23 protein-coding genes are annotated in these 23,537 nt (G+C 74.2%); 16 read left to right on the top strand and 7 right to left on the bottom strand.

What is annotated here, in order from left to right:
* The first annotated feature begins 202 nt into the window (after positions 1-202).
* Entirely contained in the window at positions 203-1,342 is a 1,140-nt protein-coding gene (locus AB0G13_RS21655; RefSeq protein WP_357876848.1) for a SigB/SigF/SigG family RNA polymerase sigma factor, read from the top strand.
* 227 nt (positions 1,343-1,569) lie between these two features.
* On the opposite strand, the gene ctaD is transcribed toward AB0G13_RS21655, so the two are convergent.
* From ctaD to AB0G13_RS21630, 5 genes are all read right to left on the bottom strand, one after another.
* A complete protein-coding gene (ctaD, locus tag AB0G13_RS21650) occupies positions 1,570-3,570 on the bottom strand; it encodes a cytochrome c oxidase subunit I (protein WP_357876845.1) in 2,001 nt (666 codons plus the stop codon).
* 105 nt (positions 3,571-3,675) lie between these two features.
* The gene (locus AB0G13_RS21645) at positions 3,676-4,404 is read right to left on the bottom strand and encodes an ATP-binding protein (RefSeq protein ID WP_357876842.1); all 729 of its coding nucleotides are present in this window, start codon (positions 4,402-4,404) and stop codon (positions 3,676-3,678) included.
* Positions 4,405-4,508: 104 nt separating this feature from the next.
* A complete protein-coding gene (locus AB0G13_RS21640) occupies positions 4,509-4,961 on the bottom strand; it encodes a DUF4383 domain-containing protein (protein ID WP_357876881.1) in 453 nt (150 codons plus the stop codon).
* A 180-nt stretch (positions 4,962-5,141) separates the two neighbouring features.
* Positions 5,142-6,299, bottom strand: a complete 1,158-nt coding sequence (locus tag AB0G13_RS21635; protein ID WP_357876839.1) for a glycosyltransferase — start codon at positions 6,297-6,299, stop codon at positions 5,142-5,144.
* Positions 6,300-6,372: 73 nt separating this feature from the next.
* Positions 6,373-7,389 (bottom strand): glucosyl-3-phosphoglycerate synthase, encoded by a 1,017-nt coding sequence (locus AB0G13_RS21630; RefSeq protein ID WP_357876878.1) that lies wholly within the window; start codon positions 7,387-7,389, stop codon positions 6,373-6,375.
* 191 nt (positions 7,390-7,580) lie between these two features.
* On the opposite strand from AB0G13_RS21630, the gene AB0G13_RS21625 reads away from it, so the two are divergent.
* From AB0G13_RS21625 to AB0G13_RS21600, 6 genes are all read left to right on the top strand, one after another.
* A complete protein-coding gene (locus AB0G13_RS21625; protein ID WP_357876836.1) occupies positions 7,581-8,588 on the top strand; it encodes a Gfo/Idh/MocA family oxidoreductase in 1,008 nt (335 codons plus the stop codon).
* The gene (locus AB0G13_RS21620) at positions 8,581-9,669 is read left to right on the top strand and encodes a zinc-binding dehydrogenase (protein ID WP_357876833.1); all 1,089 of its coding nucleotides are present in this window, start codon (positions 8,581-8,583) and stop codon (positions 9,667-9,669) included. Before AB0G13_RS21625 ends, AB0G13_RS21620 begins: the two co-directional genes overlap by 8 nt.
* Before the next feature lie 51 nt (positions 9,670-9,720).
* A complete protein-coding gene (locus tag AB0G13_RS21615) occupies positions 9,721-11,553 on the top strand; it encodes an ABC transporter ATP-binding protein (RefSeq protein WP_357876830.1) in 1,833 nt (610 codons plus the stop codon).
* 97 nt (positions 11,554-11,650) lie between these two features.
* Entirely contained in the window at positions 11,651-13,942 is a 2,292-nt protein-coding gene (gene secA2, locus AB0G13_RS21610) for an accessory Sec system translocase SecA2 (protein WP_357876827.1), read from the top strand.
* A 184-nt stretch (positions 13,943-14,126) separates the two neighbouring features.
* The gene (locus AB0G13_RS21605; RefSeq protein WP_357876824.1) at positions 14,127-14,867 is read left to right on the top strand and encodes a GAF and ANTAR domain-containing protein; all 741 of its coding nucleotides are present in this window, start codon (positions 14,127-14,129) and stop codon (positions 14,865-14,867) included.
* A 247-nt stretch (positions 14,868-15,114) separates the two neighbouring features.
* Positions 15,115-15,618 (top strand): DUF2231 domain-containing protein, encoded by a 504-nt coding sequence (locus AB0G13_RS21600; RefSeq protein ID WP_357876821.1) that lies wholly within the window; start codon positions 15,115-15,117, stop codon positions 15,616-15,618.
* 174 nt (positions 15,619-15,792) lie between these two features.
* Here AB0G13_RS21600 and AB0G13_RS21595 read toward each other — a convergent pair whose 3' ends face one another.
* Together AB0G13_RS21595 and AB0G13_RS21590 are read right to left on the bottom strand one after the other, a co-directional pair.
* Positions 15,793-16,749: a DUF3500 domain-containing protein gene (locus AB0G13_RS21595; RefSeq protein ID WP_357876818.1), complete on the bottom strand. Its 957-nt coding sequence runs from the start codon at positions 16,747-16,749 to the stop codon at positions 15,793-15,795.
* A 173-nt stretch (positions 16,750-16,922) separates the two neighbouring features.
* Entirely contained in the window at positions 16,923-17,321 is a 399-nt protein-coding gene (locus tag AB0G13_RS21590) for an ankyrin repeat domain-containing protein (RefSeq protein ID WP_357876815.1), read from the bottom strand.
* A gap of 63 nt (positions 17,322-17,384) precedes the next feature.
* Between AB0G13_RS21590 and AB0G13_RS21585 the strand changes: the two genes are divergently transcribed.
* The 9 genes from AB0G13_RS21585 to AB0G13_RS21545 all read left to right on the top strand — a co-directional run bounded on the left by AB0G13_RS21585 (position 17,385) and on the right by AB0G13_RS21545 (position 23,442).
* Positions 17,385-17,762 carry a signal peptidase I gene (locus AB0G13_RS21585; protein WP_357876812.1) on the top strand — a complete coding sequence of 126 codons (378 nt, stop codon included), beginning with the start codon at positions 17,385-17,387 and terminating at the stop codon, positions 17,760-17,762.
* Positions 17,763-17,894: 132 nt separating this feature from the next.
* Complete coding sequence (locus AB0G13_RS21580; protein WP_357876809.1) at positions 17,895-18,350, top strand: cysteine dioxygenase family protein; 456 nt, start codon at positions 17,895-17,897, stop codon at positions 18,348-18,350.
* A gap of 116 nt (positions 18,351-18,466) precedes the next feature.
* A complete protein-coding gene (locus tag AB0G13_RS21575; RefSeq protein ID WP_357876806.1) occupies positions 18,467-18,958 on the top strand; it encodes a rhodanese-like domain-containing protein in 492 nt (163 codons plus the stop codon).
* Positions 18,959-19,006: 48 nt separating this feature from the next.
* A complete protein-coding gene (locus AB0G13_RS21570) occupies positions 19,007-19,561 on the top strand; it encodes a winged helix-turn-helix domain-containing protein (RefSeq protein WP_357876803.1) in 555 nt (184 codons plus the stop codon).
* A gap of 387 nt (positions 19,562-19,948) precedes the next feature.
* A complete protein-coding gene (locus AB0G13_RS21565; RefSeq protein ID WP_357876800.1) occupies positions 19,949-20,554 on the top strand; it encodes a winged helix-turn-helix domain-containing protein in 606 nt (201 codons plus the stop codon).
* Positions 20,555-20,590: 36 nt separating this feature from the next.
* On the top strand, positions 20,591-21,229 hold the full coding sequence (locus tag AB0G13_RS21560; RefSeq protein WP_357876797.1) for a uridine kinase: 639 nt from the start codon (positions 20,591-20,593) through the stop codon (positions 21,227-21,229).
* 161 nt (positions 21,230-21,390) lie between these two features.
* Entirely contained in the window at positions 21,391-21,789 is a 399-nt protein-coding gene (locus AB0G13_RS21555; protein ID WP_089000644.1) for a TraR/DksA C4-type zinc finger protein, read from the top strand.
* Between the two features lie 48 nt (positions 21,790-21,837).
* Complete coding sequence (locus AB0G13_RS21550) at positions 21,838-22,710, top strand: DUF72 domain-containing protein (protein WP_357876794.1); 873 nt, start codon at positions 21,838-21,840, stop codon at positions 22,708-22,710.
* Between the two features lie 303 nt (positions 22,711-23,013).
* The gene (locus AB0G13_RS21545) at positions 23,014-23,442 is read left to right on the top strand and encodes a DUF2267 domain-containing protein (RefSeq protein ID WP_357876791.1); all 429 of its coding nucleotides are present in this window, start codon (positions 23,014-23,016) and stop codon (positions 23,440-23,442) included.
* Positions 23,443-23,537: the final 95 nt, after the last annotated feature.

Genomic DNA, 23,537 nt, shown 5'->3' with positions numbered 1-23,537 from the left:
AACCCCGGGTCCCGTGATTGAGTACCTACGGAGCGGGAACACCGCTGGCTGCGACGGCCTGATCACGCCGTCCGGCGTGGCGTCGTCGCCCGCTGACATCCCAGTCATGTGACCCACTTTCCGGCCCGGGCGTGGTGCGACCACGCGCGCGCACGACCGGTTTCCTGATTCCGGGCGGGGGACCTTCCTGAGGGAGGCGCGGATGTTCGGACAGACCACCACGACCACACCACCTCCGACCGATCGGGGCCTGGAGGACCTCGACGCGGCCGCACTGGCGTACGCGGCCCGGATCGAGGGCCTACCGCCCGAACGACGCCAGGAGGCGCGTGACGACCTGGTCCGGTTCGCCCTGCCGTTCGCGGGCCGGCTGGCCCGCCGCTACCGGGGGCGCGGCGAGCCGCTGGAGGATCTGGAGCAGGTGGCCCGGCTCGGCCTGGTCAACGCCGTCGACCGGTACGACCCGGAGCGGGGCTCGTTCACCGCGTACGCGGCCATCACCATCGTCGGCGAGATCAAGCGGCACTTCCGCGACCGCACCTGGGGCGTGCACGTGCCACGCCGGCTGCGCGACCTGATCCTGGAGGTGGGGCAGGCGACCTCCGCGCTGACCAGTGAGCTGTCCCGGGCCCCGACGGTCGCCGAGCTGGCGGAGCGGCTGGAGACGCCGCAGGCGGAGATCCTCGCCGCGCTGGAGTCGGCCGCCGGCTACAGCCCGGCCTCGCTGAACGCCCCCGTCGGTGGGGAGAGCTCGGCCGAGTTCGGCGACCTGGTCGGCGAGTCCGACAACGCGCTGGAATCCGTCGACGACCGGGTGACGGTCAGCGGGCTGCTGCACCGGCTGCCCTGGCGGGAGCGGCGGATCCTGGCCATGCGCTTCTACGGCAACCAGACCCAGGCGGAGATCGCCGCCCGGTTCGGCATCTCCCAGATGCACGTCTCCCGACTGCTGTCGCGGGCGCTGACCTGGCTGCGCCAGGCGATGCTCGCCGACGCTCCGCCGCCGTGGCAGAACGGGGCCGCCGAGTCGGAGCCGGCGAAGACCAGGATCTCGGTCCGGCACAACGGCGACCGGGTGGTCGTGGAGGTCGGCGGGGAGGTCGACCGGGACGGCGCGGACCAGCTGCGCCGGGCGATGCTCGAGGCGGTGACCGGGCAGCCCGCCGAGGTGGTGGTCGACCTGGTGGGCGCGGGGGGCTTCGACGCCGGCGGCATCGCCGCGCTGATGGCGGGCCGCGAGGCCGCCGCCCGCACGGGCGTGCCGCTGCGGCTGACCCGCGTCCAGCCGGCCGTGCGCCGCTCGCTCACCGCGGCGGGGCTGGCGGCGGCCCGGGAGGGCTGAGCACGACGTCGGAAAGGGCCGGCGCCCCCTAGAAACCGCCCAGGGGTGCCGGCCCTTCGGCGCGCCTGCCCGCTCGGCGCTCTGCGCCGGGCCCCGCGCGGGGTGTTGCGTACGCCCGCTCGGCGCTCTGCGGTATCGCCCGGGCCCGCGCGGGGCAGGTGCCGGTTTGGCGCGTACGCCCGCTCGGCGCTCTGCGCCGGGCCCGCGCGGGTGTTCGATACGCCCGCTCAGCGCTCGGGGGTGTCGCCGGGGCCGCGCGGGTGCCGCCAGCGGTCGTTGGCCTGCGCCTCCCGGTCGGCGCCGAGGCGGGTCTCCTCCGGCTCGTCGGTCTGCTCGAAGCTGGGCCGACGGATGTCGTCGGGCTCGGGAACGTCGACCGGCCGGGCCCCGGACTGCGCCGCGGGCTGGTACGCGGCGGCCTCCCGCGCGCCGTGCGCCCCCTCGGCGGCCGGCGCCTCGGGCAGGTGCTTCTCGCGGTGCAGCTCGTCGCGGAAGCCCTGCGGCGGTTTGGTGGTGCGCTGGGGCAGGTCCCGGCCGAGGTCGGCGACGAGCGGGCCGTACTTGGCGTCGAAGGCGGGCCGCTCTGAGCGGATGCGGGGCATCCGGTCGAAGTTGCGCAGCGGCGGCGGGCAGGTGGTCGCCCACTCCAGCGAGTTGCCGAAGCCCCACGGGTCGTCGACGTTCACCATCGCGCCGTACCGCCAGGACTTCCAGGCGTTCCACATGAAGAAGAGCGTGGACGCGCCGAGCACGAAGGCGGAGATGCTGGAGAAGGTGTTCAGCGCGGTGAACCCGTCGCTGGGCAGGTAGTCGGCGTACCGGCGGGGGAAGCCCTCGTTGCCCAGCCAGTGCTGGACGAGGAAGGTGCCGTGGAAGCCGAGGAACATCGTCCAGAAGTGGGCCTTGCCGAGCCGGTCGTCCAGCAGCCGGCCGGTCATCTTCGGCCACCAGAAGTAGAAGCCGCCGAAGAGCGCGAAGACCACCGTGCCGAACAGCACGTAGTGGAAGTGCCCGACGACGAAGTACGTGTCGTGGGTGTGCCAGTCCGCCGGCGGACTGGCCAGCAGCACCCCGGTGAGGCCGCCGAAGAGGAAGGTGACCAGGAAGCCGATCGCGAAGAGCATCGGCGTCTCGAAGGTGATCTGCCCCTTCCACATGGTGCCGATCCAGTTGAAGAACTTCACCCCGGTGGGCACCGCGATCAGGTAGCTCAGGATGCTGAAGAACGGCAGCAGCACCTGGCCGGTGGCGAACATGTGGTGCGCCCACACGGTCATCGACAGCACGGTGATCGCGGCGGTGGCGAGCACCAGGCCGGTGTAGCCGAAGATCGGCTTGCGGGCGAAGACCGGGATGATCTCCGTGATGATGCCGAAGAACGGCAGCGCGATGATGTACACCTCGGGATGGCCGAAGAACCAGAACAGGTGCTGGTAGAGCATGGGGCCGGCGGTCATCGGGTCGTAGACGTGGGCGTTGAGCAGCCGGTCGGCGGCGAGCGCCAGCAGCGCGGCGGCGAGCAGCGGGAACACCAGGATCACCAGCACGCTGGTGAAGAGCATGTTCCAGGTGAAGATCGGCATCCGGAACATGGTCATGCCGGGCGCGCGCAGGGTGAGGATCGTGGTGATCAGGTTGACCGCCCCGAGGATGGTGCCCAGCCCCGAGATCACCAGGCCGATCACCCACATGTTGGCGCCGACGCCGGGGGAGTGCTCCTGGCTGCTCAGCGGCGAGTACGCGGTCCACCCGAAGTCGGCGGAGCCGCCCGGGGTGAAAAAGCCGCCGAGCACCATCAGGCCGCCGAACAGGTAGAGCCAGTACGCGAGGGCGTTGAGCCGGGGGAACGACACGTCCGGGGCGCCGATCTGGATCGGCACGATGTAGTTGGCGAACCCGAACGCCGCCGGCGTGGCGAACAGGAGCAGCATGACCGCGCCGTGCGAGGTGAAGAGCTGGTTGTACTGCTCGGAGGAGAGGATCTGCATGCCGGGCCGGGCGAGTTCGGCGCGCATCAGCATCGCCTGGATCCCGGCGACCAGGAAGAAGCCGAACGAGCTGAGCAGGTAGAGCAGTCCGATCTGCTTGTGGTCGGTGGTGGCCAGGAACCGGGTCAGCTTCCCGCCGGGCAGCGCCTTGCGCAACGGACCGGGATAGCCACCGAAGCGTGCCGGTGCCAAGATCGCCGGTCCCCGGTCGCGTGGTTCCGTGGTTACCCGCTTGGGCATGTGACTCTCACCCCGCCAGACGACAGATAGGACGGCGCGGCTACCCGCCCCTCCGCCCATGAAACCAGGCCACAGCGGTCATTCAGGCGAGAGTGGTAAATTCGGCTAATTCGCGGGCAGCATGGCCCAGACGACCTTTCCGTCGCCGGCTGGCGCGCTGCCCCACCGCTGGGCCAGCTCGCGGACGAGCATCAGCCCCCGGCCGCCCTCGGCCCGCAGGTCCGCAGCGCCGGCCCGCACGGTGGCCCGGCTGCCGTCCGCCACCACCAGGTGCAGGTACGGCCGGCGCAGGGTCAGCGTCACCTGCATCGGCGTGCCGGCGTGCCGGACCACGTTGCCGACCAGCTCGCTGAGCACCAGCGACGCCGGCCCGGCGGCCTCCGGCAGGTTCCAGCGGGCGCACGCGTCCGTGACCAGCTCCCGCGCCCGCCGACAGGCCTCCGCGACCGGTTCGAGCCGGGCCCGCAGCCGGGGCGACGCCGCCGCGTTCGCCACCCGGGTCGCCTCGTCGCAGTCGCGGCGCACCGGCACCACCCGGCAGGCGGTCGACTCGGCCAGCCAGGCCGCCACCTCGGGCGGCGGGGCGCACAGCACGACGGGCACCGCCGGCCAGCCGGCCGCCCGGCGGGCGGTGGCGGCGAAGACCGAGAGGGCGAGCCGGTCACGCACGGTGACGTCGGTGAGGTCGACCACGAGGGCGTCGGGCTGGCTGGCGAGGCACCGGTCCAGCACCGTGTGCACGCTGCGCATGGTGCCGAGGTCGAGACCGCCATGAAGGCGTACGAGGGTCACGGGCGACCCGTCGTGCACCTCACAGGTGATCCGGCTCGGCATCGTGCGCCTCGTTTCGCGATCGTCGGAATCTGCGAACTACCCGGGCGCGCGGAGGGTCAAACCGGACTGGCCGGGGCGTCGCCGCCCCGGCCGCTCGCGCGGCGTCACCGGTGGCGTCGGCCCCGGGTGGTCAGGATGCCGAGCGCGATCATGCCCAGGCCGAGGAACAGGTGTAGCCAGTTGTCGGCGCTGTTGACCGGGATGAAGTTGGCCGCGCTGTCGTGGTCGATCACCAGGCCGTAGAGCCAGAGCACGAGGTAGATCGCGCCGCCGCCGACCAGGTACGTCCGCGCGCCCGCGACGGTGCGGGCCAGCACCAGCCCGGCCACCCCGAAGAGCAGGTGCACGATGTTGTGCAACACCGAGACCTGGAACAGGCCGAGCAGCTTGGCGTCGGAGTCGTGCCCGGCGAAGCGCAGGTCGCCGAAGCTGCTGGTGATGCCCGGCACGAAGCCGAGCAGGCCGACCAGGAGGAAGACCACCGCCACGGCGGTGGCGGCCCGCCGGACGGGAGCCCTGCCGTCGGCCGGGTTGTGCCGGGCGCGGGAGCGCGCCATGGGACCGGTCACCGCCGTCTCCTCACTGTGCGGAAAGCTGAGCGGACCGCGCCTTCCCGCTGCTCCCGCCGCCAAACCCCCGCCACCGGCGGATCGCGCGGATCCGCAGGCGCGGGCCCGGCACGGAACCGGGGCCGGCCCACCGTGACGGCGGGCCGGCCCCGGGACGCTGATCGCCGGTCAGGCCGGTTGCAGGCGTCCGGCGGCGGCGAGCTGGAGGACCCGCTCGTAGAGGCCCACGTACTTCTCGGCCATCACCGCGGGGGTGAAGCGGACGGCGGCCTCGCGCCGGCACTCGTCCGGGTCCAGCAGGCTGGCGGCCAGCAGCAGGTCGCCCAACTCCTCCTCGTCGGTGGTGAGCAGGCCGGTGCGGCCGTGCTCGATCAGCTCGGGCAGGCAGCCCCTGGCGGTGGCCACCACCGGCGTGCCCAGGGCCAGCGACTCGACCACCGCCGTGCCGCCCGGCTCCTCCCAACGCAGCGGGAACAGCGAGGCCCGGGCGCCGGCCAGCAGGTCGTCGCGTTCCTGCCCGGCCACGGTGCCCACCCAGCGGACCAGGTCGCCGTCGACGTGCGGCGCCACCTCGTCGTAGAAGAACCGCACGTCCGGGTTCTGCCGGGCCTCGTCCCCGGCGGCGGCCAGGTCCTCCGGCCGGTGGTACGGGCCGACGGGCCCGGCGAGCACCAGCGGCACCCCCACCCGCCGGGCGAGGCGCGCACCCACGTCCTGACCCTTGCCCGGGTTGATCCGCCCCAGGATGATCAGGTAGTCGCCCTTGTCCACCCGGGGCCGACGGTCCGCGCCGACGGCGAGCGAGGTCGACAGGTGCACGTGGCCCACCGAGTGCTCCCGCAGCGCCCGGGGCGCGCGGGCCAGCTGCGAGGCGGAGACCCCGTTGACCCGGACCCGGTCGTCGCCGTCGAGGTTGCCGTAGAGCGCCGGGTGCTTGGCCAGGTCCCAGTGCAGCGTGTGCAGGGCCGGCGGGGCGTCCGGGCCCATCGCGGCGAGCGTCGCCAGGCCGACCGCCTCGACGTGGTCGTGCACCAGGTCGATGTCGTCGCGCGAGTGCAGCGCCCGCACCACCCCGTTCAGGTGCGCCTGGGCGATGCCGCAGACCTGGTTGTAGGGCCGTTGCAGGGCGTGGAACTGCCCGTCGGGGAAGACGGAGAACTTCTCGTCGACCGGGAGCGTGCTGCTGTCGACCGACGCGAGCACCACCCGTACGCCGAGGAGGCGCAGCTCCGGCACCAGCGTCGCGATCACGTTCTCGATGCCGCCGTAGCCGGGCGGCGGCACGGACAGCCACGGACCGGCGTTCATCAGGACGGTGAGGCTCATGCGGGATTCCTTCCCTCGGCGGGGCCCTTGGCCGTCCGCGCCCGGTCGTGCGGGGTCACAGCAGGTCGCGCGCTCACGCCGCGGCGACCCGTCGGCGGGGGATCCGGTGCCGCAGCTCCGCCAGGGGCGGCCGCTCCTCGACGGAGACGTCGCTGACGACGATCTCCCGGTCCAGGTTCGGCAGGGCGTCGGAGCCGCCGCGCCGGAACTGGGTCAGCAGGGCGGCGGGCATCGCGCCCGGCGCAGCCCAGCCGCGCCGCTGCAACCGCGACCAGGCGGTGAGCATGATCTGGGCCGACATCCGGCCGAGCGCCGCGGTGTCCTGGTGGCGGTGCTTGCGCTCGCCCAGATCCACCTGGGCCAGCGCGTCCAGCCCGACCAGCTCGAGCAGGTCGATGAGCATCGCCGTCTCGACCCCGTAGCCGGAGACGAACGGCACCCGCTCCAGCACCTCGCGGCGGCCGGCGTACTCACCGGCGAGAGGCTGCACGAAGCCCGCCAGCTCGGGCCAGAACAGGTTCAGCATCGGCCGGGCCATCAGCTCCGTCACCCGCCCGCCGCCGTCGGCCTCCACGCTGGACGCCCCGACCAGCGGACGGTGGTAGAAGCCCTTGACGAAGTCCACCGAGGGATCGGTCAGCAGGGGACCGATCAGCCCGGTGACGAAGTGGGGGCGGAACTCACGCAGGTCGGCGTCGATGAACGCCACCACGTCGCCCTCGGCCGCGGCCAGTCCCGCCCAGAGCGCGTCCCCCTTGCCGGTCAGCCGGGGCAGGCCGCGGGTCATCGCGTCCTGGCTGACGACCTCCGCGCCGGCGGCGCGGGCCACCTCGGCGGTGCGGTCGGTGGACCGCGAGTCCACCACGATCAGCTCGTCGACCAGGGCCACCCGCTCCATCAGGTGCTCCCGGATCGTCGACACGATCGCGCCGACCGTCGCCTCCTCGTTGCGGGCCGGCAGCACCACGCTGACCCTGCTGTCGCCCTTGGCGCGCATCAGGCGCCGCGCCGGCCAGTCACCCGCCGACGTGGTGCGGTAGGTGGCCCAAGCCTCCACCACCGGTGACACCATCGTTTCCGTGTTCCGCACAGGCACCCCCAGATCGTGGCGGAAAAACCTCAGTTGTTTTTCCCCCTACCGCCCTCGCGCTAACCGCAGCATGCCTAACAGCTTGATCACGACACTGACGTGACCGGGTTCCGCCCTGGTGAACGTTTGGTTGCGCCCACGCGGGGGGAGTGCAGTCGTCGGAACGCGAAACTGTGGCGAAAGGGCTTTACATGCGCACGTGCCGGGTGGGACTGGTAGGGGCCGGCGGGGTGGCGCAACGCCATGCCCGGGTGTTGGGCGGCTTCGCGGACGTGGAACTGCTCGGGGTGACCGACGTGGTGCCGGAGGCGGCGGCGGAACTGGCGGACGCGCACGGCGCCCGTACCTTCGGCGACGTCGAGGAGCTGCTGGCCGCCGGACCGGACGCGGTCTACGTCTGCGTGCCGCCGTTCGCCCACGGGCCGGCCGAGGAGGCGGTCGTCGCGGCCGGGGTGCCGATGTTCGTGGAGAAGCCGGTCGCCGTCGACCTGGCGACCGCCGAGCGGATCGCCGACCTGGTGGCCCGGCGGGGGCTGCTCACCGGCGTCGGGCACCACTGGCGCTACTCGCCGGTGGTGGAGCAGGCCCGGGAGCTGCTCGGCGACCGCCCGGTGCGGATGGTCAGCGGCGCGTGGTGGGACAAGGTGCCCCCGGTGGCCTGGTGGTCGCGGCGGGACCGCTCCGGCGGCCCGGTGGTCGAGCAGGCCGCCCACGTGCTGGACCTGGTCCGGTCGCTGGTCGGGGAGGTCACCGAGGTCACCGCGTACGGCAACGGCACTCCGCCGCCGGTCGACGGCGCCGACATCGACTCGGTGACCACCGCGACGCTGCGCTTCGCCGACGGCGCGGTCGGCACGCTCACCGCCGCCTGCGTGCTCGGCTGGAAGCACCGCGCCGGACTGGAGATCCTCGCCGACGGGCTGGCCCTGTCGCTGAGCGAGGACGGACTGGTCGTGCGCGACGCCGACGGGGAACGCCGTTTCGACACCGACCCGGAGGCCGCCCGGGTGGCGGTGGACCGGGCCTTCGTTGACGCCGTCCGGGGCGTCGGCGACGACGTCCGCGTCCCGTACGCCGAGGCCCTCGGCACCCAACGGCTCGCCCTCGCGGTCGCCGACTCCGCCCGCACCGGCCGGCCCGTACGGCTGGACACGCCCGTCGCCGCGCCGCTCGCCACGGGGGTGACCGTCGATGCGTGACCGCGTGGTGGTGGTCAGCGCCCCGGGGCGGGTGGAGCTGGTCGAGCAGGACGCCGCCGAGCTGACCGACGGCACGTTCCGGGTGGAGACGCTGTTCAGCGGGGTGTCCGCGGGCACCGAGCTCAGCTACGTCAAGGGCACCAACCCCTACCTCAACGTCACCTGGAACGCCGACCTCGGGCTCTTCCAGCCGGGCGCGGCCAGCACCCCGTACCCGGTGACCCGGCTTGGCTACATGCAGGTCGGCCGGGTGGTGGAGAGCCGTACCCCGGCCGTCGCCGTGGGCACCGTCGGCGCGATGACGTACGGCCACCGCAGCGGCTGGGTCGCCGACCCGGTCGCCGAGCGGTTCGTGCCGCTGCCCGAGGACCTCGACCCGCTGCTCGGCGTCTACGTCGCGCACATGGGGCCGATCTGTGCCAACGGGGTGCTGCACGCCGCCGCCGACCTGCACGGCGCGGACGTGCGGTCGCTGGGCGACGGCGTGCGGGGCCGGCGGGTCGCGGTCGTCGGCAGCGGGGTGGTGGCACTGCTCACCGCACTGTTCGCCAAGCGGCACGGGGCGGCATCGGTGGTGGTGCTCGACCCGACCCCGCAGCGGCGGGCCGTCGCCGAGGCGCTGGGCCTGGAGACCCTCGATCCCGAGGCCGACGACCCGGCGGTGGTGCTCAAGACCCGCTGGGCGCACGGTCCCGGCGACCGGGGCGCCGACGTGGTCTTCCAGTGCCGGGGGCAGGCGTGGGCGTTGCAGCTCGCGCTGCGCCTGCTGCGCCCGCAGGGCACGGTGGTCGACCTGGCCTTCTATCAGGCCGGCGCGGACGCGGTCCGGTTCGGCGAGGAGTTCCACCACAACGGACTGTCGCTGCGGTGCGCGCAGATCGGCCGGGTGCCGCGCGGGCTCGCCCCCACCTGGGACCGCGAGCGTCTCTCCGCCGAGACGATCGACCTGCTGCGCGCGTACGGGGACGTGATCCGCAAGCACCTGGTCTCGGCGGTGGTGCCGTTCGACGAGGCGCCGACGCTGCTGACCGACCTCGCCGAGCGGCGCCGCCAGGAGCTCCAGGTGGTGCTGACCGGCTGAGGCCCCACGTCCGGCCGGGGACCCGTGGCGCGGCCCGATACCGTTCCAGCCATGACCGCCGACGCTCCCGTCACGACCGCCGACGACTCCGTGACGACCGCCGACGACTCCGTGACGACCGCCGCCGGCGGTCCGGGCGGGAGCGTCGCCGACCGGCGGGTCGGCCTCGCCGCCCTGCTGCCGTACCTGCGCGCCCACCGCGGCACCCTGGCCGTGGTGGGCGCGCTGTCGCTGGCCGGCGCGGCGGCGTCGCTGGCCCAGCCGCTGCTCACCCGCTCGGTGCTGGACGGGCTCTCCGCCAGCCGGCCCGTGGCCGGGCTGGTCGCGGCGCTGGTCGCCCTGGTGCTGGTGGGCGCGGCGCTCGGCGGGGTGCGGGACTACCTGCTGCAACGTACCGCCGAGGGGGTCGTGCTGGGCACCCGGCGGCGGCTGGCCGGCCACCTGCTGCGGCTGCCCGTCGCCGAGTACGACCACCGCCGCACGGGCGACCTGCTCTCCCGGGTCGGCTCGGACACCACCCTGCTGCGCGCCGTGGTCACCTCCGGCCTGTTCGAAGTGGTCACCGGCGCCGTGATGGTGCTCGGCGCGGCGGGCGCGATGGTCCTGCTCGACCCGGTGCTGTTCGGGGTGACCCTGCTCGGGGTGGCCGCCGGCATCGCCATCGCGGTCGCCTTCGCCCACCGGGTGCGGGGCCTGGCCCGCGCCGCCCAGGAACGCGTCGGCGAGATGACCTCGGCGGTGGAGCGCGCCATCTCCGCCGCCCGGACGATCCGCGCGGCCCGGGCGGAGCGGCGCGAGGCCGACGCGATCGGCGTCAGCGCCACGCGGGCCTACGCGGCGGGCCTGCGGGTGGCCCGGGTGCAGGCGTTCGTCGGCCCGGCCAGCAGCGTCACCATCCAGGGGGCGTTCCTGCTGGTCCTCGGGGTGGGCGGGGCGCGGGTGGCGGCGGGCGCGATCACCGTCGGTGACCTGGTCGCCTTCATCATGTTCCTGTTCTTCCTGGTGCTTCCGCTCGGGCAGGCGGTGCACGCCTACACCCAGTTGCAGACGGGCCTGGGCGCGCTCCAACGGATCGAGGAGGTGCTCGCCGTGCCGGTCGAGGGGGCGGCCGACCGACCGACCGCCCCGGCCCGGGCGCTCCCCGGCGGGGCGCCGGCGTCCGTCGAGTTCGACCGGGTGGGCTTCGGCTACCCCGGCGGCCCGCCGGTGCTGCGCGAGGTGAGCTTCACCGTGCCGGCCGGCACCCGGACCGCCCTGGTCGGCCCGTCGGGCGCCGGAAAGTCGACGCTGCTGGCGCTGGTCGAGCGCTTCTACGAGGTCACCGAGGGCGCGCTGCGCGTCGACGGGGTCGACGTGCGCGACCTGCCCCGCGACGCCCTGCGCGCACGGATCGGCTACGTCGAGCAGTCCGCGCCCGTGCTGGCCGGCACGCTGCGGGAGAACCTCCTGATCAGCGCGCCGGAGGCCACCGAGGACCGGCTGCGCGCGGTGCTCGACGAGGTCAACCTCGGCCACCTCGCCGAGCGGGCCCCCGAAGGGCTGGACGTGCAGGTGGGCGAGGGCGGGGTGCTGCTCTCCGGCGGCGAGCGGCAGCGGCTGGCGATCGCCCGCGCCCTGCTGGCCGGACCGCCGGTGCTGCTGCTCGACGAGCCGACCAGCAACCTCGACGCCCGCAACGAGGCCGCGCTGCGCCGGGCCATCGACGCGGTGGCCGCCCGGCGCACCCTGCTGATCGTGGCGCACCGCCTCTCCACCGTCGTCGACGCCGACCAGATCGTGGTGCTCGACGGCGGCCGGGTGGCGGCCACCGGCACCCACGAGGAGCTCACCGGGACCAGCCCGCTCTACCGTGAGCTGGCCAGCCACCAGCTCCTGGTGACCTGAGCGGTCCACGCCCGCGACGCGCCCGGCGGCGACACCCGCGCGGCGGCGCGCCGGGCGGGCCGCCAACGCCGGCCCCGGTCGCGTACCGTTGCCGCTCATGGGTGTGTCGCAACGCTTGAAGAGCAAGTTCCGCCGGTTCCTCCAGCGCCCGGGGACGACGGTCGACCTGGGGCCGTTGGAGAAGCTGCTGCCGGCCGTCGAGGCGCGCGAGGAGGAGCTGTCGGCGCTCGACGACGCCGAGCTCACCGAGGCCGCCGGCAAGGCCACGGGCTACGAGGAGATCTGCGCGATCGGCCGCGAGGCCGCCCGCCGCGGCCTCGACCAGCGGCCGTACGACGTGCAGCTGCTCGGGGCGATGGCGCTGCTCTCCGGCAAGGTCGCCGAGATGGCCACTGGTGAGGGCAAGACGCTCACCGCCACCATCGCCGCGTACGGGCACGTCCGACTGGGCAACGGCCCGGTGCACGTGCTCACCGTCAACGACTACCTGGCCCGGCGCGACGCCCTCTGGATGGAGCCGGTCTACACCCTGCTCGGCCTGACCGTCGGCTGGGTCAACGAGGCGTCCACCCCGCAGGAGCGGCGCGACGCCTACGCGTGCGACGTCACCTACGTCTCGGTCAGCGAGGCCGGCTTCGACTACCTGCGCGACCAGCTCGTCACCGACGTGGAGGACCGGGTGCAGCCGCCGCTGCGCACCGCGATCGTCGACGAGGCCGACTCGATCCTCATCGACGAGGCCCGGGTGCCGATGGTCCTCGCCGGCGCGGTCGCCGGCGAGCAGGATCCGGTGCACGCCGCCGCCGCGCAGGTTCGCGGCCTGCGCAAGGGCAAGCACTACACGGTGGCCGAGGACGGCCGCAGCGTCGCCTTCACCGCCGCCGGCCTGGCCGCCGTGGAGGCCAAGCTCGGCATCGACCTCTACGACGAGGAGCACGTCGCGCAGCTCTCCGCGGTGAACGTGGCGCTGCACGCGCACGCGCTGCTGCACCGCGACGTCGACTACATCGTCCGGGACGGCTCCGTCGAGCTGATCGACGAGATGCGGGGCCGGGTCGCCCAGCGTCGCCGCTGGCCGGACGGGCTCCAGGCGGCCGTGGAGGCCAAGGAGGGCCTCGACGCCACCGCCGAGGGCGAGGTGCTCGGCACCATCGCCGTGCAGGCGTACATCGCGCTCTACCCCAAGGTGTGCGGCATGACGGCGACCGCGGTGCTGGTCGGCGACCAGCTCCGCGAGTTCTTCGGCCTCGAGGTGGCGGTGATCCCGCCGAACACCCCGTGCGTGCGCGAGGACGAGCCGGACCGCATCTACGCCACCCGCGCGGAGAAGGAGGAGGCGCTGGTCGACGAGATCAAGCGCAACCACGAGCGCGGGCGGCCGGTGCTGGTCGGCACCCTGGACGTGAAGGAGTCCGAGGGGCTGGCCGCCGGCCTGAACGCCGCCGGGGTGCCCTGCGTGGTGCTCAACGCGAAGAACGACGACGAGGAGGCGGCGATCATCGCCGAGGCCGGCGCGTACGGCGCGGTGACCGTCTCCACCCAGATGGCCGGCCGGGGCGTGGACATCCGCCTGGGCGGCAGCGACCAGACCGACCGGGACCGGGTCGCCGAGCTGGGCGGCCTCTACGTGATCGGCAGCGGCCGGCACGACAGCCGGCGCGTCGACGACCAGCTGCGCGGTCGGGCCGGGCGGCAGGGCGACCCGGGCGGATCGGTCTTCTTCGTCAGCCTGGAGGACGACCTGGTCGCCCGGCACGCCGGCGACGCCGTCCCCGCCTCGCCCCGGATGAACGCCGACGGCCTGGTCACCGACGACCAGGTCGAGTACGCCGTCGAGCACGCCCAGCGGGTAGCCGAGGGCGTCAACCACGAGATCCACCGCAACACCTGGCGCTACAGCGTGGTCGTCGAGCAACAGCGCAAGGCCCTCGCGGAGCGCCGGGAACGGCTGCTGACCAGCGACGTGGCGGCGCTGATGCTGCTGGACCGGATGCCGGAGAAGGCCGGCGAGATGGACGAGGACCTGCTCGCCCGGGCCGCCCGGTGGATCGCCCTCTACCACCTCGACCGGCTCTGGGCGGAGCACCTCGCGGAGCTCTCCGAGGTGCGTGAGGGCGTGCACCTGCGCGCCCTGGGCCGGCTCGACCCGCTCGACGAGTTCCACCGGGCGGCGGTGCCGGCGTTCAACAACCTGATCCCGGAGATCGAGCGGCGGACCATCGAGACCTTCGAGGAGACGGAGTTCGAGGACGACTGGGAGCCGGACGAGGCGGAGCTGGTGCGGCCGAGCGCGACCTGGACGTACCTCGTGCACGACAACCCGTTCGGCTCGGAGCTGGACCGGTTGATCGCCTCGGTGGGGCGGCGGCTCAGCTCCGCGTCGCGCTGACGCTCCGGGCCCCTTCCCGCGCCTCCGGGTACCGGAAGGGGCCCCCTTTTGCGCCGTTTCGACCCCGGTTTGCGAGGGTAGTAGGCCGGGTCCGAGGAGTCGGGAGAGACCAGACGATGGAACAGGTGACGGCGCCGGTCGGACGTGCGGCAGCACGCGCCGAGACGGTGGGGGCAGTGGAGCGGTGAACCTGGAGATGCGGGACCCGGCGGTGGAGCGGCTGGGTGTGCTGGAGACCGCCGCCCTGCTGCGCGAGCTGACGGCCGGGCTGATCGCGGTCGACGACTTCGACGAGGCGCTGGACGCGCTGGTGCGTACCGCCCGCGACGCGGTGGCCGGCGTGAGCTGGTGCGGCTTCACCGCGCTGCGCGCCGGCGAACCGGCCGGGGTGGCGGCCTCCGACGCGCGCCTGGCCGGCCTGGACGACCTGCGGCACGGTCGCGACTCGCCGGCCATGGACGCGATCCGGCGGCGCGAGATGATCCTCTCCGACCGGCTGGACCGGGAGGAGCGCTGGCCGGCCTGGACGCCACGGGCGCGGGAGCTGGGCGTACGCGGGGTGATCTCCGCCCCGGTCGACGTCGACGACCAGGTGATCGGGGCGATCAACCTCTACGCCGGCGCCGGCGACCTGCTCACCACCGGTCACCAGCTCACCGCGATGCTCCTCGCCGAGCACGCCGGGCTGCTCCTCGCGGCGGTCCGCGACCGGGCGCGCAAGGCGGCCAAGGCCGAGGAGCGGGACCCCTCGGCGCTCGGCGACGGGGTGGTCGGGCAGGCGATCGGCGTGATCATGACCCAGCGCGGCTGCCCGGCCGAGGAGGCGCTCGACGTGCTGCGCAGCGCGGCGTCGTCGCTGGACATCCCGCTGCGGGAGGTGGCCGACCGGCTGGTCGCCACCGTGTCGCGCCCCCGCGACAACTGACCCGCCCGCCACCCCGCCGCCCAGCCACCCTGCCGGCCCGTCCGCCCGGATGGACGGGGCGGCCCCGGCGGCGCGGGGTGGCCGGCATCGGCGGCGTTGGCGGGGGTCGTCGGGGTGGCGGAAGTGGCCGGTGTGGCGGCGGTGACCAGCGTGAGCAGCGGGGCCGGCGGGCCGCGTGTCGTTTCGGCGTACCGGTGCCCGGGTAGCACCCTGGACTGGTGATGCGTGCCGACCCTGGGGAGGAACGATGCAGAGCCGGCTGCGGGTGCAGGGGCACCCGATCCAACCGATGCTGGTGACGTTCCCGTTCGGGCTCTTCGTGAGCGCGACCGTGTTCGACCTGACCGACGTGCTCGGCGGGCCGGCCTTCCTCGGCGAGGTGGGCTACTGGACGTCCGTGGCGGCCCTGGTCGCCGCCGCGCTGGCCGCCGTGGCCGGCATGATCGACCTGTGGGACGTGCCGGTCGACCGGACCCGGCGCACGGCGATCACCTTCAACCTGGTGAACGTGGCGATGGCCGCGCTGTTCCTGGTCGCCTGCCTCGTCCGGGCTGACGCGCCGCAGCGGGGCGCCTCCGTCGTACTGCTGCTCACCGAGCTGGTGGCCCTGGGCGTCGGCGCGGTCGGCGTCTCGCTGGGCGCCCGCCTGGTCCGCCGCTTCGACGCCGGGCGGCGGGCCGAGGCCACCACCTTCGACGCGCTGGCCGACGTCTCCGACGCCACCGTCGACCTGGCCCACCACCGCCCCTGACCACCACCTGACCACCACCCCGGTCCGCCCCCCTCATGGCGTCGATCATGCAGTAGTGGTGGGGAGTGAACGCCTGTTCGCACCTTTCGCGGGGCGCCGCAACTGCATGATCGACGCTGCTGGGTGGGCGGGGGAGCAGCGCCGCAGGCGCGGGGGTGCAGGGGCGGGGGCGGGTCAGGGGGTGGGGTGGGCGTCGGCGTGGTGGGCGGCGAGGACGTCGGCGCCGAAGTCGCTGGCCGGGCGGCGCAGGACGGTGTGCGCGTGGTTGCCGTCGTCGGTGGTGTTGTCGTACTCGATGAGCAGGTCGTCGCCCTGCACCCGGTAGTAGTGGCGCTGGCCGGGCACCGTCGGGCCGGCCCAGGCGAAGTGCAGCTGCCCGGAGTTCAGCCGGCGCGCCTCCCGGATCGCCAACTCGGGTGGGAGCCGGTCCAGGTAGAGCGCCACGAGCTGGTCCAGCAGGGCCCGCCCGGTGGGCCCGAGCCGGTCGGCGGGCACCCCGAGCGGCTCCAGCGGCCCGTCCACCCGGGGACGGGTGGCGCTGATGATGTCCCCGGGCGCCTCGTCGGCAATGATCGCGGCGGCCCGGCCGGCCGGCCCCATCGCGTCGAGCAGGGCGCGGGCCAGGTCCTCCTCCACGCCCAGCGGCCGGGAGACCGGGCGGCCGGCGTACCGGACGGTGGCCGGGTTGGCGCCGAGGAAGACCGGCGCGGGGGAGACCTGGTCGTCCACCACGGTCATGCTCACCGAGAGGTGGTGCCCCTCCAGGCGCCACGCCCAGGCGTCGTCGCGGGCCGGATCGCCGAAGATGGCCACCCAGTAGTCGCCGCTGTGCCGGCCCCGACGCCAGCCCTCCGCCCGGTCCAGCACCTCCTCCAGCGCGACGATCGCCATCGCCTGGGCGTACGCCGGTGGGCTCAGCGCGGTCGCCAGCAGCCGGTGCGCGGCCTTGCGCCCCGCGCGGTCGAGGTCGGCCAGGCAGACCCCCGGCCGGGGCCGTGGCCGGTACTCCAGCCAGCGGCGGGCCGCCTCGTCGTCGAACCGGTGGGTGGCCTGGGCGCGGGCGGGTTCGCCAAGCGCGGCCAGCAGCGCCGTGGCGGCGGTGCGCATCTCTTCGGGCAGCGGATCCTCCACCGACCCTGTATACCGGGCGCAGGCCGGATACGTCGGGCGACGCGGTCAGTCCGTGCCCCGTGCCGGCGGCCGGTCCCGCGCCGGGCGTCGCCGTTAGCCCGGCCCGCGCGGACGTTCTCCGCGGCCGGTCCCGTGGGCGTCCTCCGCGGCCGGTCCCGCGCCGGGCGTCGCCGTCAGCCGGTCGGCGCCGTCAGCAGCGTGAGCATCTCGGGCAGGTCGAAGAAGCGGGCGGTCTCCACCGCCGACGGGCTGCCGTGGTGCGGGTCGGCCCCGGCGGCGAGCAGCGCCCGGACGGCCTCGGTGCTGCTGCGGAAGGTGGCGGCGGCCAGCGCCGTCTGGCCCCGGTCGTTGGTGCGGGAGTGGTCGGCCCCGCGGGCGAGCAGCGCGTCGACGGTCTCGGGGCGGGCGTGGTAGGCCGCCAGGATCAGCAGCGTGTCGCCCTTGTCGTTGGTCAAATCGACCGGCAGCCCCGCGTCGACGTAGTCGGCCAGTTCGGCGGTGGCGCCGTCGCGCGCCAGGTCGAACATCCGGTGCGCGAACGCCAGCGTCTCGGCGTCGAGTTCCTCACTCACCGGTCCAGGTTAGTCGGACGCCCGCCTGGTACGTTGCTCGGCCGACGTGCTGGGGGAGGGGCGATGGACGACAGGGTGTACGTGGGCAACGCGGGCGTCGACGGGGCGACGAACGCCGGCTGGCTGCTCGGCCACTTCATGCCTCCGGGCGACGCCCGGCACAGCGCCGACGTCGAGGTGAAGTGGGGGGTGCACCCGGCCGGGGAGGCGCGCTCCCGATGGGCCACCGACGAGCGGCGCACGGCCCTGCTGGTGCTGGTCAGCGGCCGGTTCCGGGTCGAGTTGCCGGACCGGACGGTGCTGCTCGGCGAGCCCGGCGACTACGTGGTGTGGGGGCGGGGCGTGGACCACTCCTGGTACGCCGAGCGCGAGTCGGTCGTGTTGACCGTGCGCTGGCCGTCCGTTCCCGGCTACCGGGTGGCGCCGCCGGTCCGCCGCTGACCGCCGCGCGCACCTGACGACCACGTCGACCGGCGCCCACCGGCGGGGTCCCAGTTTCTGGGATTACCTACTAAACCAATAGGGTTTGCAGCCTATGCTGGGTCGACGCACCGCCGAACCGCGAGGACCGCCATGCCCGACCGACGCCCGCCCGACCTGCTCGCCGTAGCCCGACGCTGGGCGGCCGACCCCGCCCACTGGCCGGTGCCGCTGCGCTTCGACCCGACCGCCCGGTGGTACGCCCGGCTCGCCCACGAGCCCGACCACGAGGTGTGGGCGCTGAGTTGGCTGCCCGGTCAGGGAACCGACCTGCACGACCACGGCGGCTGCGGCGGCGCGTTCCTGGTCGTGTCCGGAGTCCTGACCGAGGAGACGGTCGACGGTGGCGTGCTCCGCCCGCACCGGCTGCCGGCCGGCTCCGGCCGTCGCTTCGGCCCGCGGCACGTGCACCTGGTGTCCAACCGGGACGACGAGCCGGCGGTGAGCGTCCACGTCTACCGGCCCGCGCTGCGCCGGATGACCAGCTACCGGCTCACCGACGGCCGGCTGCGCGTCGCCGAGGTGGCCGAGGCGGGAGTCGCCTGGTGAGCGTCACGCCGTCGCGCGCACCCCGCCCGTGCACACCCCGCCCGCGCGCCGCCCGGCGCCGCGCCGGCCGCCCGCCGTCGTACGTGAACCGTCAGCAACCAGAGGAGGCAACGACCATGCCGCAGACCGACCCGCACGCGTGTCCGGCCCCGGTGGCGCCACCGGGATCCCGGGGCATCGACGAGATCCTGGCCGCCGCCCGGGCGCGGCTGGACCGGCTGGACCCGGAGCGCGCGCACCTGGCGCACCGGGGCGGGGCCCTGCTGGTCGACATCCGCCCGGCCGCGCAACGGGCCGCCCACGGCACCGTGCCCGGCGCGCTGGTGATCGAACGCAACGTGCTGGAGTGGCGGTTCGACCCCCGCTGCCCGGCCCGGCTGCCCCAGGCGGTCGGCTACGACCTGCGGGTGGCGGTCGTCTGCCAGGAGGGCTACACCTCCTCGCTGGCCGCCGCGGCCCTCCAGGATCTCGGGCTGCGCCACGCCACGGACGTCGTCGGCGGCTTCGTCGCCTGGCGGCTCGCCGGCCTGCCCGTGCTCGGCCCCACCCCGCCGCAGCCCACGTCCACCCCCGCGCCCCCGGTGACCGCCGGCCGGGCGCCGTCCTGACCGCCACGCTCCACCGGGCGTGGCGGCACCGCCGCCGCAGGAGGCTCCATGTCCGTCGTCGCCATTCCCACCCGGATCCACTCCACCACCCGCCCCGAGCGGATCGCGCCGGTCCGCCCGCGTTCCGCGCCGACCCTCACCATCACCCTCGACCTCGCCCCGGGGCCGGTGAGCCCCCGCCTGGCCCGGCTGCTGGAGCTGATCGGCGAACTCGCCGAGTCGGGGGAGGGGCGGCTGGGGCCCGGCGCCGCCGAGGACCGGCCGGCGGTGCCCCGCCCCGTGCCGGCCGTCGTGGACCCGCACGCGATCCGGATCGCCACCGGGTCGCGGGTGGTCCACCAGGGCTCCCGCGTGATCCCGCTGACCCGGATCGAGTACGACCTGCTGCTGTTCCTGGCGGAGCAGCCCCGTCGGGTGTTCACCCGGCTCCAGCTGCTGAGCCGGGTGTGGGGCTACGAGCACGCGGTGGCGCGCACCGTCGACGTGCACGTCCGCCGGCTGCGCGCCAAGCTCGACGCGGACATGCCGGTGGTGACCACCGTCTACGGCGTCGGCTACCGCCTCGCCGACGAGGCCCGGATCGAGATCGAACGCAGTCGCTGACGGCGCCACCCGCGCGGCGTGCCCGACCTCGGGCGCGCCGCGCCGCCGCGTCCCGGGGTCGGGGTCCCGTCGCCGGTACGCCGCGCGCCGACCGGTCGCGGGCCCGTGACCCTCGGCCGGGCCGACGGGATTCACGTCCGTCCACCCCCGACGCCACCCGCACCGACCACCGTGAACCGGGCGGGCACCCCCCTATCGGGTCAACCCGGCGGCTCTGCTGTAATCATCAGGCCTCGTACGCAGAGCGAGCATTCGGCTCCGATGCGTCGGTCAATTGTCACATTCATGCAACGCAGCCGCCCCTTGACCCTCGCCCGGGCGCCGGGAAGCATCGATGGAGCGGCGTCCCGGGCCGTGGGGAGATACCCGGACCAGCCAAGGAGGACCATGTCGGTCAGCCCCGCCTCGTCGCGCGCCGGATGGCATACGTCCCAGCCCGCTGTTCCCGGTCGACCCCCGGGGGGCCAGCGTCGTCCCGCCAACACCGTCGTACCGATGCTCACGGTGACCCTGAACATCCCGTTGGCATCCGAGGAGTCGCTGACCCCGCCCGCCCGGCGGCTGCTGGAGGCCGCCCGGGAGATGCTGGAACGCGGCGAGGGCACGATCATCAACGCCACCGTCGAACGCCGCCCCGACCCGGTGCCCGCCGGCCGCTCGCCGTCCCGCCCGGCCGCCGCCGCGACCATCCCCACCCTGCACATCCTCGCGTCCTCCCGGTCGGTGCTGCGCGACGGCGAGCCGTTGCCGTTGACCCGGCTGGAGTTCGACCTGCTGCTGCACCTCGTCGCCCACCCCCGCCGGGTCTTCACCCGGTTGCAGCTGCTCAACGCGGTCTGGGGCTACGAGCACGCCGGCGTGCGCACCGTGGACGTGCACGTCCGCCGGCTGCGCGGCAAGGTCGGCGTCGACGTCCCGCTGGTCACCACCGTCTACGGCGTCGGCTACCGACTCGCCGACGACGCCCACGTCACCATCGACCGCAGCGGCTGACACCGTCCGCGGCGGCCGGCGGGGCACCATGGTCGGATGCGCATCCGACCCATCTCCCCGGAGCGGCTCGTCGCCGAGCTGACCGAGCGCCTCGCCGGCGCCGACGCCCCCGGCCGGCTGCGGGTGGCCGTCGACGGCGCCCCGGCGGCCGGCCCGGACGAACTCGCCGCCGCGCTGGTCGAACCGCTGCGCGCGCTCGGCCGGCCCGCGCTGCACGTACGGGCCGCCGACTTCCTCCGCCCCGCCTCGGTGCGCCTGGAGTACGGCCGGACCAACCCCGACGCGTTCTACGAGGGTTGGGTCGACGAGCCGGGGCTGCGCCGGGAGGTGCTCGACCCGGCCGGGCCCGGCGGCTCCGGGCGGGTGCTGCCCTCGCTGTGGGACGCCACCGCCGACCGGGCCAGCCGCGCCGCGTACGTCGACCTGCCGCCCGGGGGCGTCCTGCTGGTCAGCGGGGCGCTGCTGCTCGGCGGGGGCCTGCCCTTCGACGTCACGGTCCACCTGGTGCTCTCCCCGGCGGCCCTGGCCCGGCGCACCGACCCGGCGCTGCGGTGGACGCTGCCCGCCTTCGCCCGTTACGCCGACGAGGTCGCCCCGGCCTCGTTCGCCGACGTCGTGGTCCGCGCCGACGATCCGCGGCACCCGGCGCTGGTGGAGTCCCCGGTGTCGCCCTGATGCTGCGACGTGGCGAAAATTCGTCGGTTTGAGCGTCGGTGGGGCGGGGTATTCGCCCGGCTCACAGAGCGCGGGTGATCCGCCCGCGCACAGACCACCACGAGGGCTGGGCGCACGTACCGGTGCCCCGGCGGATTTCCAGGCCAGAAAGGCAGGCAGCGATGCTCGTCCACGACACGATCGGTACGGGCCGATCCCAGGCGGAGATCGACCAGATCCGGCGCTCCCTGCAGGCCCGCTACGACGAGCTGTCCGCGGAGTACGAGCAGGCGGTGCTGCAGAGCCAGGTGCTGCGGCTGGTGGAGGTGGGTGACACCGCCGGCGACGATCAGGCCGACAGCGGCACCAAGACGGCGGAGCGGGACACCGCGCAGTCCCTCCTGCGGACCATCCTCGACCGTCGCGCCCAGTACGAGCACGCCCTCACCCGGCTGGAGGAGGGCACCTACGGCTTCTGCGAGGGCTGCACGTCGGCGATCCCCGTCGAGCGGCTGGAGATCTTCCCCTCCGCCACCACCTGCGTGCAGTGCAAGCAGAACCGGGAGCGTCGGGCGGCCTGATCCCCGCCAGCGGTTGCCGGTCGGTCCGGAACGCGGTGAGGTCGACCCATGGGTGAGATCAAGGTCGGCACCGCGTCCTGGACCGACCGGACGTTGCTGGACTCCGGCTGGTACCCGCAGACCGCCGACACTCCCGAGAAGCGGCTGGCGTACTACGCCCGCCAGTTCCCGCTGGTCGAGGTGGACGCCACCTACTACTCGCCGCCCGCCGAGCGCACGGCGAGGTTGTGGGTCGAGCGCACCCCGGCGGGCTTCACCTTCAACGTCAAGGCGTTCAGCCTGCTCACCGGGCATCCGACCCGGCCCGGCGCGCTCTACAAGGACCTCCGGCCGGACACGGAGAAGAAGAACCTGTACCCGGACGACCTGCCGCCGCAGGCGTACGAGGAGGTCTGGACGCGCTTCCTCTCCGCGCTGGACCCGCTGGTGGAGGCGGGCAAGCTCGGCGCGCTGCTGTTCCAGTTCCCGCCCTGGTTCACCATCAAGCGGGACAACAAGCAGTACCTGCTGGAGGTGGCGAAGCGGTGCGCCCCGCTGCGCCCCGTCTACGAGTTCCGGCACGCCTCCTGGTTCGACGGCGCCAACGCCGACGAGACCCTCGCCTTCCTGCGCGAGCACCGGCTCGCGTACGTCTGCGTGGACATGCCGCAGGGGCACCGCTCGTCGGTGCCCCCGGTGCTGGCCGCCACCGCGGACCTCGCGGTGGTGCGCTTCCACGGGCACAGCGACAAGTGGACGAGCAAGGACATCCACGAGAAGTTCGGCTACCGCTACGCCGACCGGGAGCTGCGCGACTGGGCGCCGAGGCTGCGCGAGCTGGCCGACTCCACCGGCGCGACCCACGTGCTGATGAACAACTGCTACCGGGACTACGCGCAGACCAACGCCGCGACCCTCGCCGGGCTGCTCGACGCCGCCTGAGCCGGGTGGCGTTTCATCCCGTCCGGGTGAGGGCCGCTCACCCCGTCGCCGCGCAGCATGGACGGTGTGTGCGGTCGACCGTGGCCGCGGACGCGACACCACGGAGGTGGGTGGAGATGACGGTTCGGGTGGTACCGGGTCGACGACGCGGTGCCGTGCTGCACGTCGTGGGGTCGTCCGCCGACGCCCGGTGGGTGGCACGCCCCGCGCGGGTCAGCCCGACCCGGCAGCCGCGTGGCCCGGTGGGGCCGCCGCGACGTGACGACGACCGACGGTGGGAGACCGACGTACGGGGGTGGACAGATGGCTGAGCAGCTGCATTCCGCGTTCGAGTCCTCGATGGACAAGACCAACCTGATCCTCAAGGACATCGAGCAGGCCTACGGCTGGCCCAAGGAGCAACGCAACCAGTCTTACTGCGCGCTGCGCACGGTGCTGCACCTGCTGCGCGACCGGATGCCGGTGCAGGAGAGCGTGGAGTTCGCCGCGCAGTTGCCGGTGCTCGTGCGCGGGATCTACTTCGACGGCTGGAAGCCGTCGGACGTGCCGATCAAGCTCAACCGGGACGACTTCCTGCTGGAGGTCCGGCAGGGCTTCCCGTACGACGTCGAGGGCGGCCCGGAGCGCGTGGTGCAGGTGGTGCTGGACACCCTGCGCCGGCACGTGACCCAGGGCGAGTGGGACGACGTGAAGGCGACCATGCCCAAGGACATGGCGAACATCATTCCCTGACGCGACGCCGTCCGCGACGGCCCGCTCCACCTCGGGTGGGGGACCGAATCCGGGCGCATCACCCACGACGACTCGCACGTGCGGCCGCTTCCCGC

The sequence above is a fragment of the Micromonospora sp. NPDC023633 genome, assembly GCF_040640035.1.
Taxonomy (GTDB): Bacteria; Actinomycetota; Actinomycetes; order Mycobacteriales; family Micromonosporaceae; genus Micromonospora.
Note: the sequence above shows the minus strand (reverse complement) of the source record. Positions and strands in the feature narration are given on the sequence as shown.

Coding starts and splice junctions, on each gene's coding strand:
- AB0G13_RS21655 (WP_357876848.1), top strand. CDS start 203: ATGTTCGGACAGACCACCACGACCACACCACCTCCGACCGATCGGGGC.
- ctaD (WP_357876845.1), bottom strand. CDS start 3,570: ATGCCCAAGCGGGTAACCACGGAACCACGCGACCGGGGACCGGCGATC.
- AB0G13_RS21645 (WP_357876842.1), bottom strand. CDS start 4,404: ATGCCGAGCCGGATCACCTGTGAGGTGCACGACGGGTCGCCCGTGACC.
- AB0G13_RS21640 (WP_357876881.1), bottom strand. CDS start 4,961: ATGGCGCGCTCCCGCGCCCGGCACAACCCGGCCGACGGCAGGGCTCCC.
- AB0G13_RS21635 (WP_357876839.1), bottom strand. CDS start 6,299: ATGAGCCTCACCGTCCTGATGAACGCCGGTCCGTGGCTGTCCGTGCCG.
- AB0G13_RS21625 (WP_357876836.1), top strand. CDS start 7,581: ATGCGCACGTGCCGGGTGGGACTGGTAGGGGCCGGCGGGGTGGCGCAA.
- AB0G13_RS21620 (WP_357876833.1), top strand. CDS start 8,581: ATGCGTGACCGCGTGGTGGTGGTCAGCGCCCCGGGGCGGGTGGAGCTG.
- AB0G13_RS21615 (WP_357876830.1), top strand. CDS start 9,721: ATGACCGCCGACGCTCCCGTCACGACCGCCGACGACTCCGTGACGACC.
- secA2 (WP_357876827.1), top strand. CDS start 11,651: ATGGGTGTGTCGCAACGCTTGAAGAGCAAGTTCCGCCGGTTCCTCCAG.
- AB0G13_RS21600 (WP_357876821.1), top strand. CDS start 15,115: ATGCAGAGCCGGCTGCGGGTGCAGGGGCACCCGATCCAACCGATGCTG.
- AB0G13_RS21585 (WP_357876812.1), top strand. CDS start 17,385: ATGGACGACAGGGTGTACGTGGGCAACGCGGGCGTCGACGGGGCGACG.
- AB0G13_RS21580 (WP_357876809.1), top strand. CDS start 17,895: ATGCCCGACCGACGCCCGCCCGACCTGCTCGCCGTAGCCCGACGCTGG.
- AB0G13_RS21575 (WP_357876806.1), top strand. CDS start 18,467: ATGCCGCAGACCGACCCGCACGCGTGTCCGGCCCCGGTGGCGCCACCG.
- AB0G13_RS21570 (WP_357876803.1), top strand. CDS start 19,007: ATGTCCGTCGTCGCCATTCCCACCCGGATCCACTCCACCACCCGCCCC.
- AB0G13_RS21565 (WP_357876800.1), top strand. CDS start 19,949: ATGTCGGTCAGCCCCGCCTCGTCGCGCGCCGGATGGCATACGTCCCAG.
- AB0G13_RS21560 (WP_357876797.1), top strand. CDS start 20,591: ATGCGCATCCGACCCATCTCCCCGGAGCGGCTCGTCGCCGAGCTGACC.
- AB0G13_RS21555 (WP_089000644.1), top strand. CDS start 21,391: ATGCTCGTCCACGACACGATCGGTACGGGCCGATCCCAGGCGGAGATC.
- AB0G13_RS21550 (WP_357876794.1), top strand. CDS start 21,838: ATGGGTGAGATCAAGGTCGGCACCGCGTCCTGGACCGACCGGACGTTG.
- AB0G13_RS21545 (WP_357876791.1), top strand. CDS start 23,014: ATGGCTGAGCAGCTGCATTCCGCGTTCGAGTCCTCGATGGACAAGACC.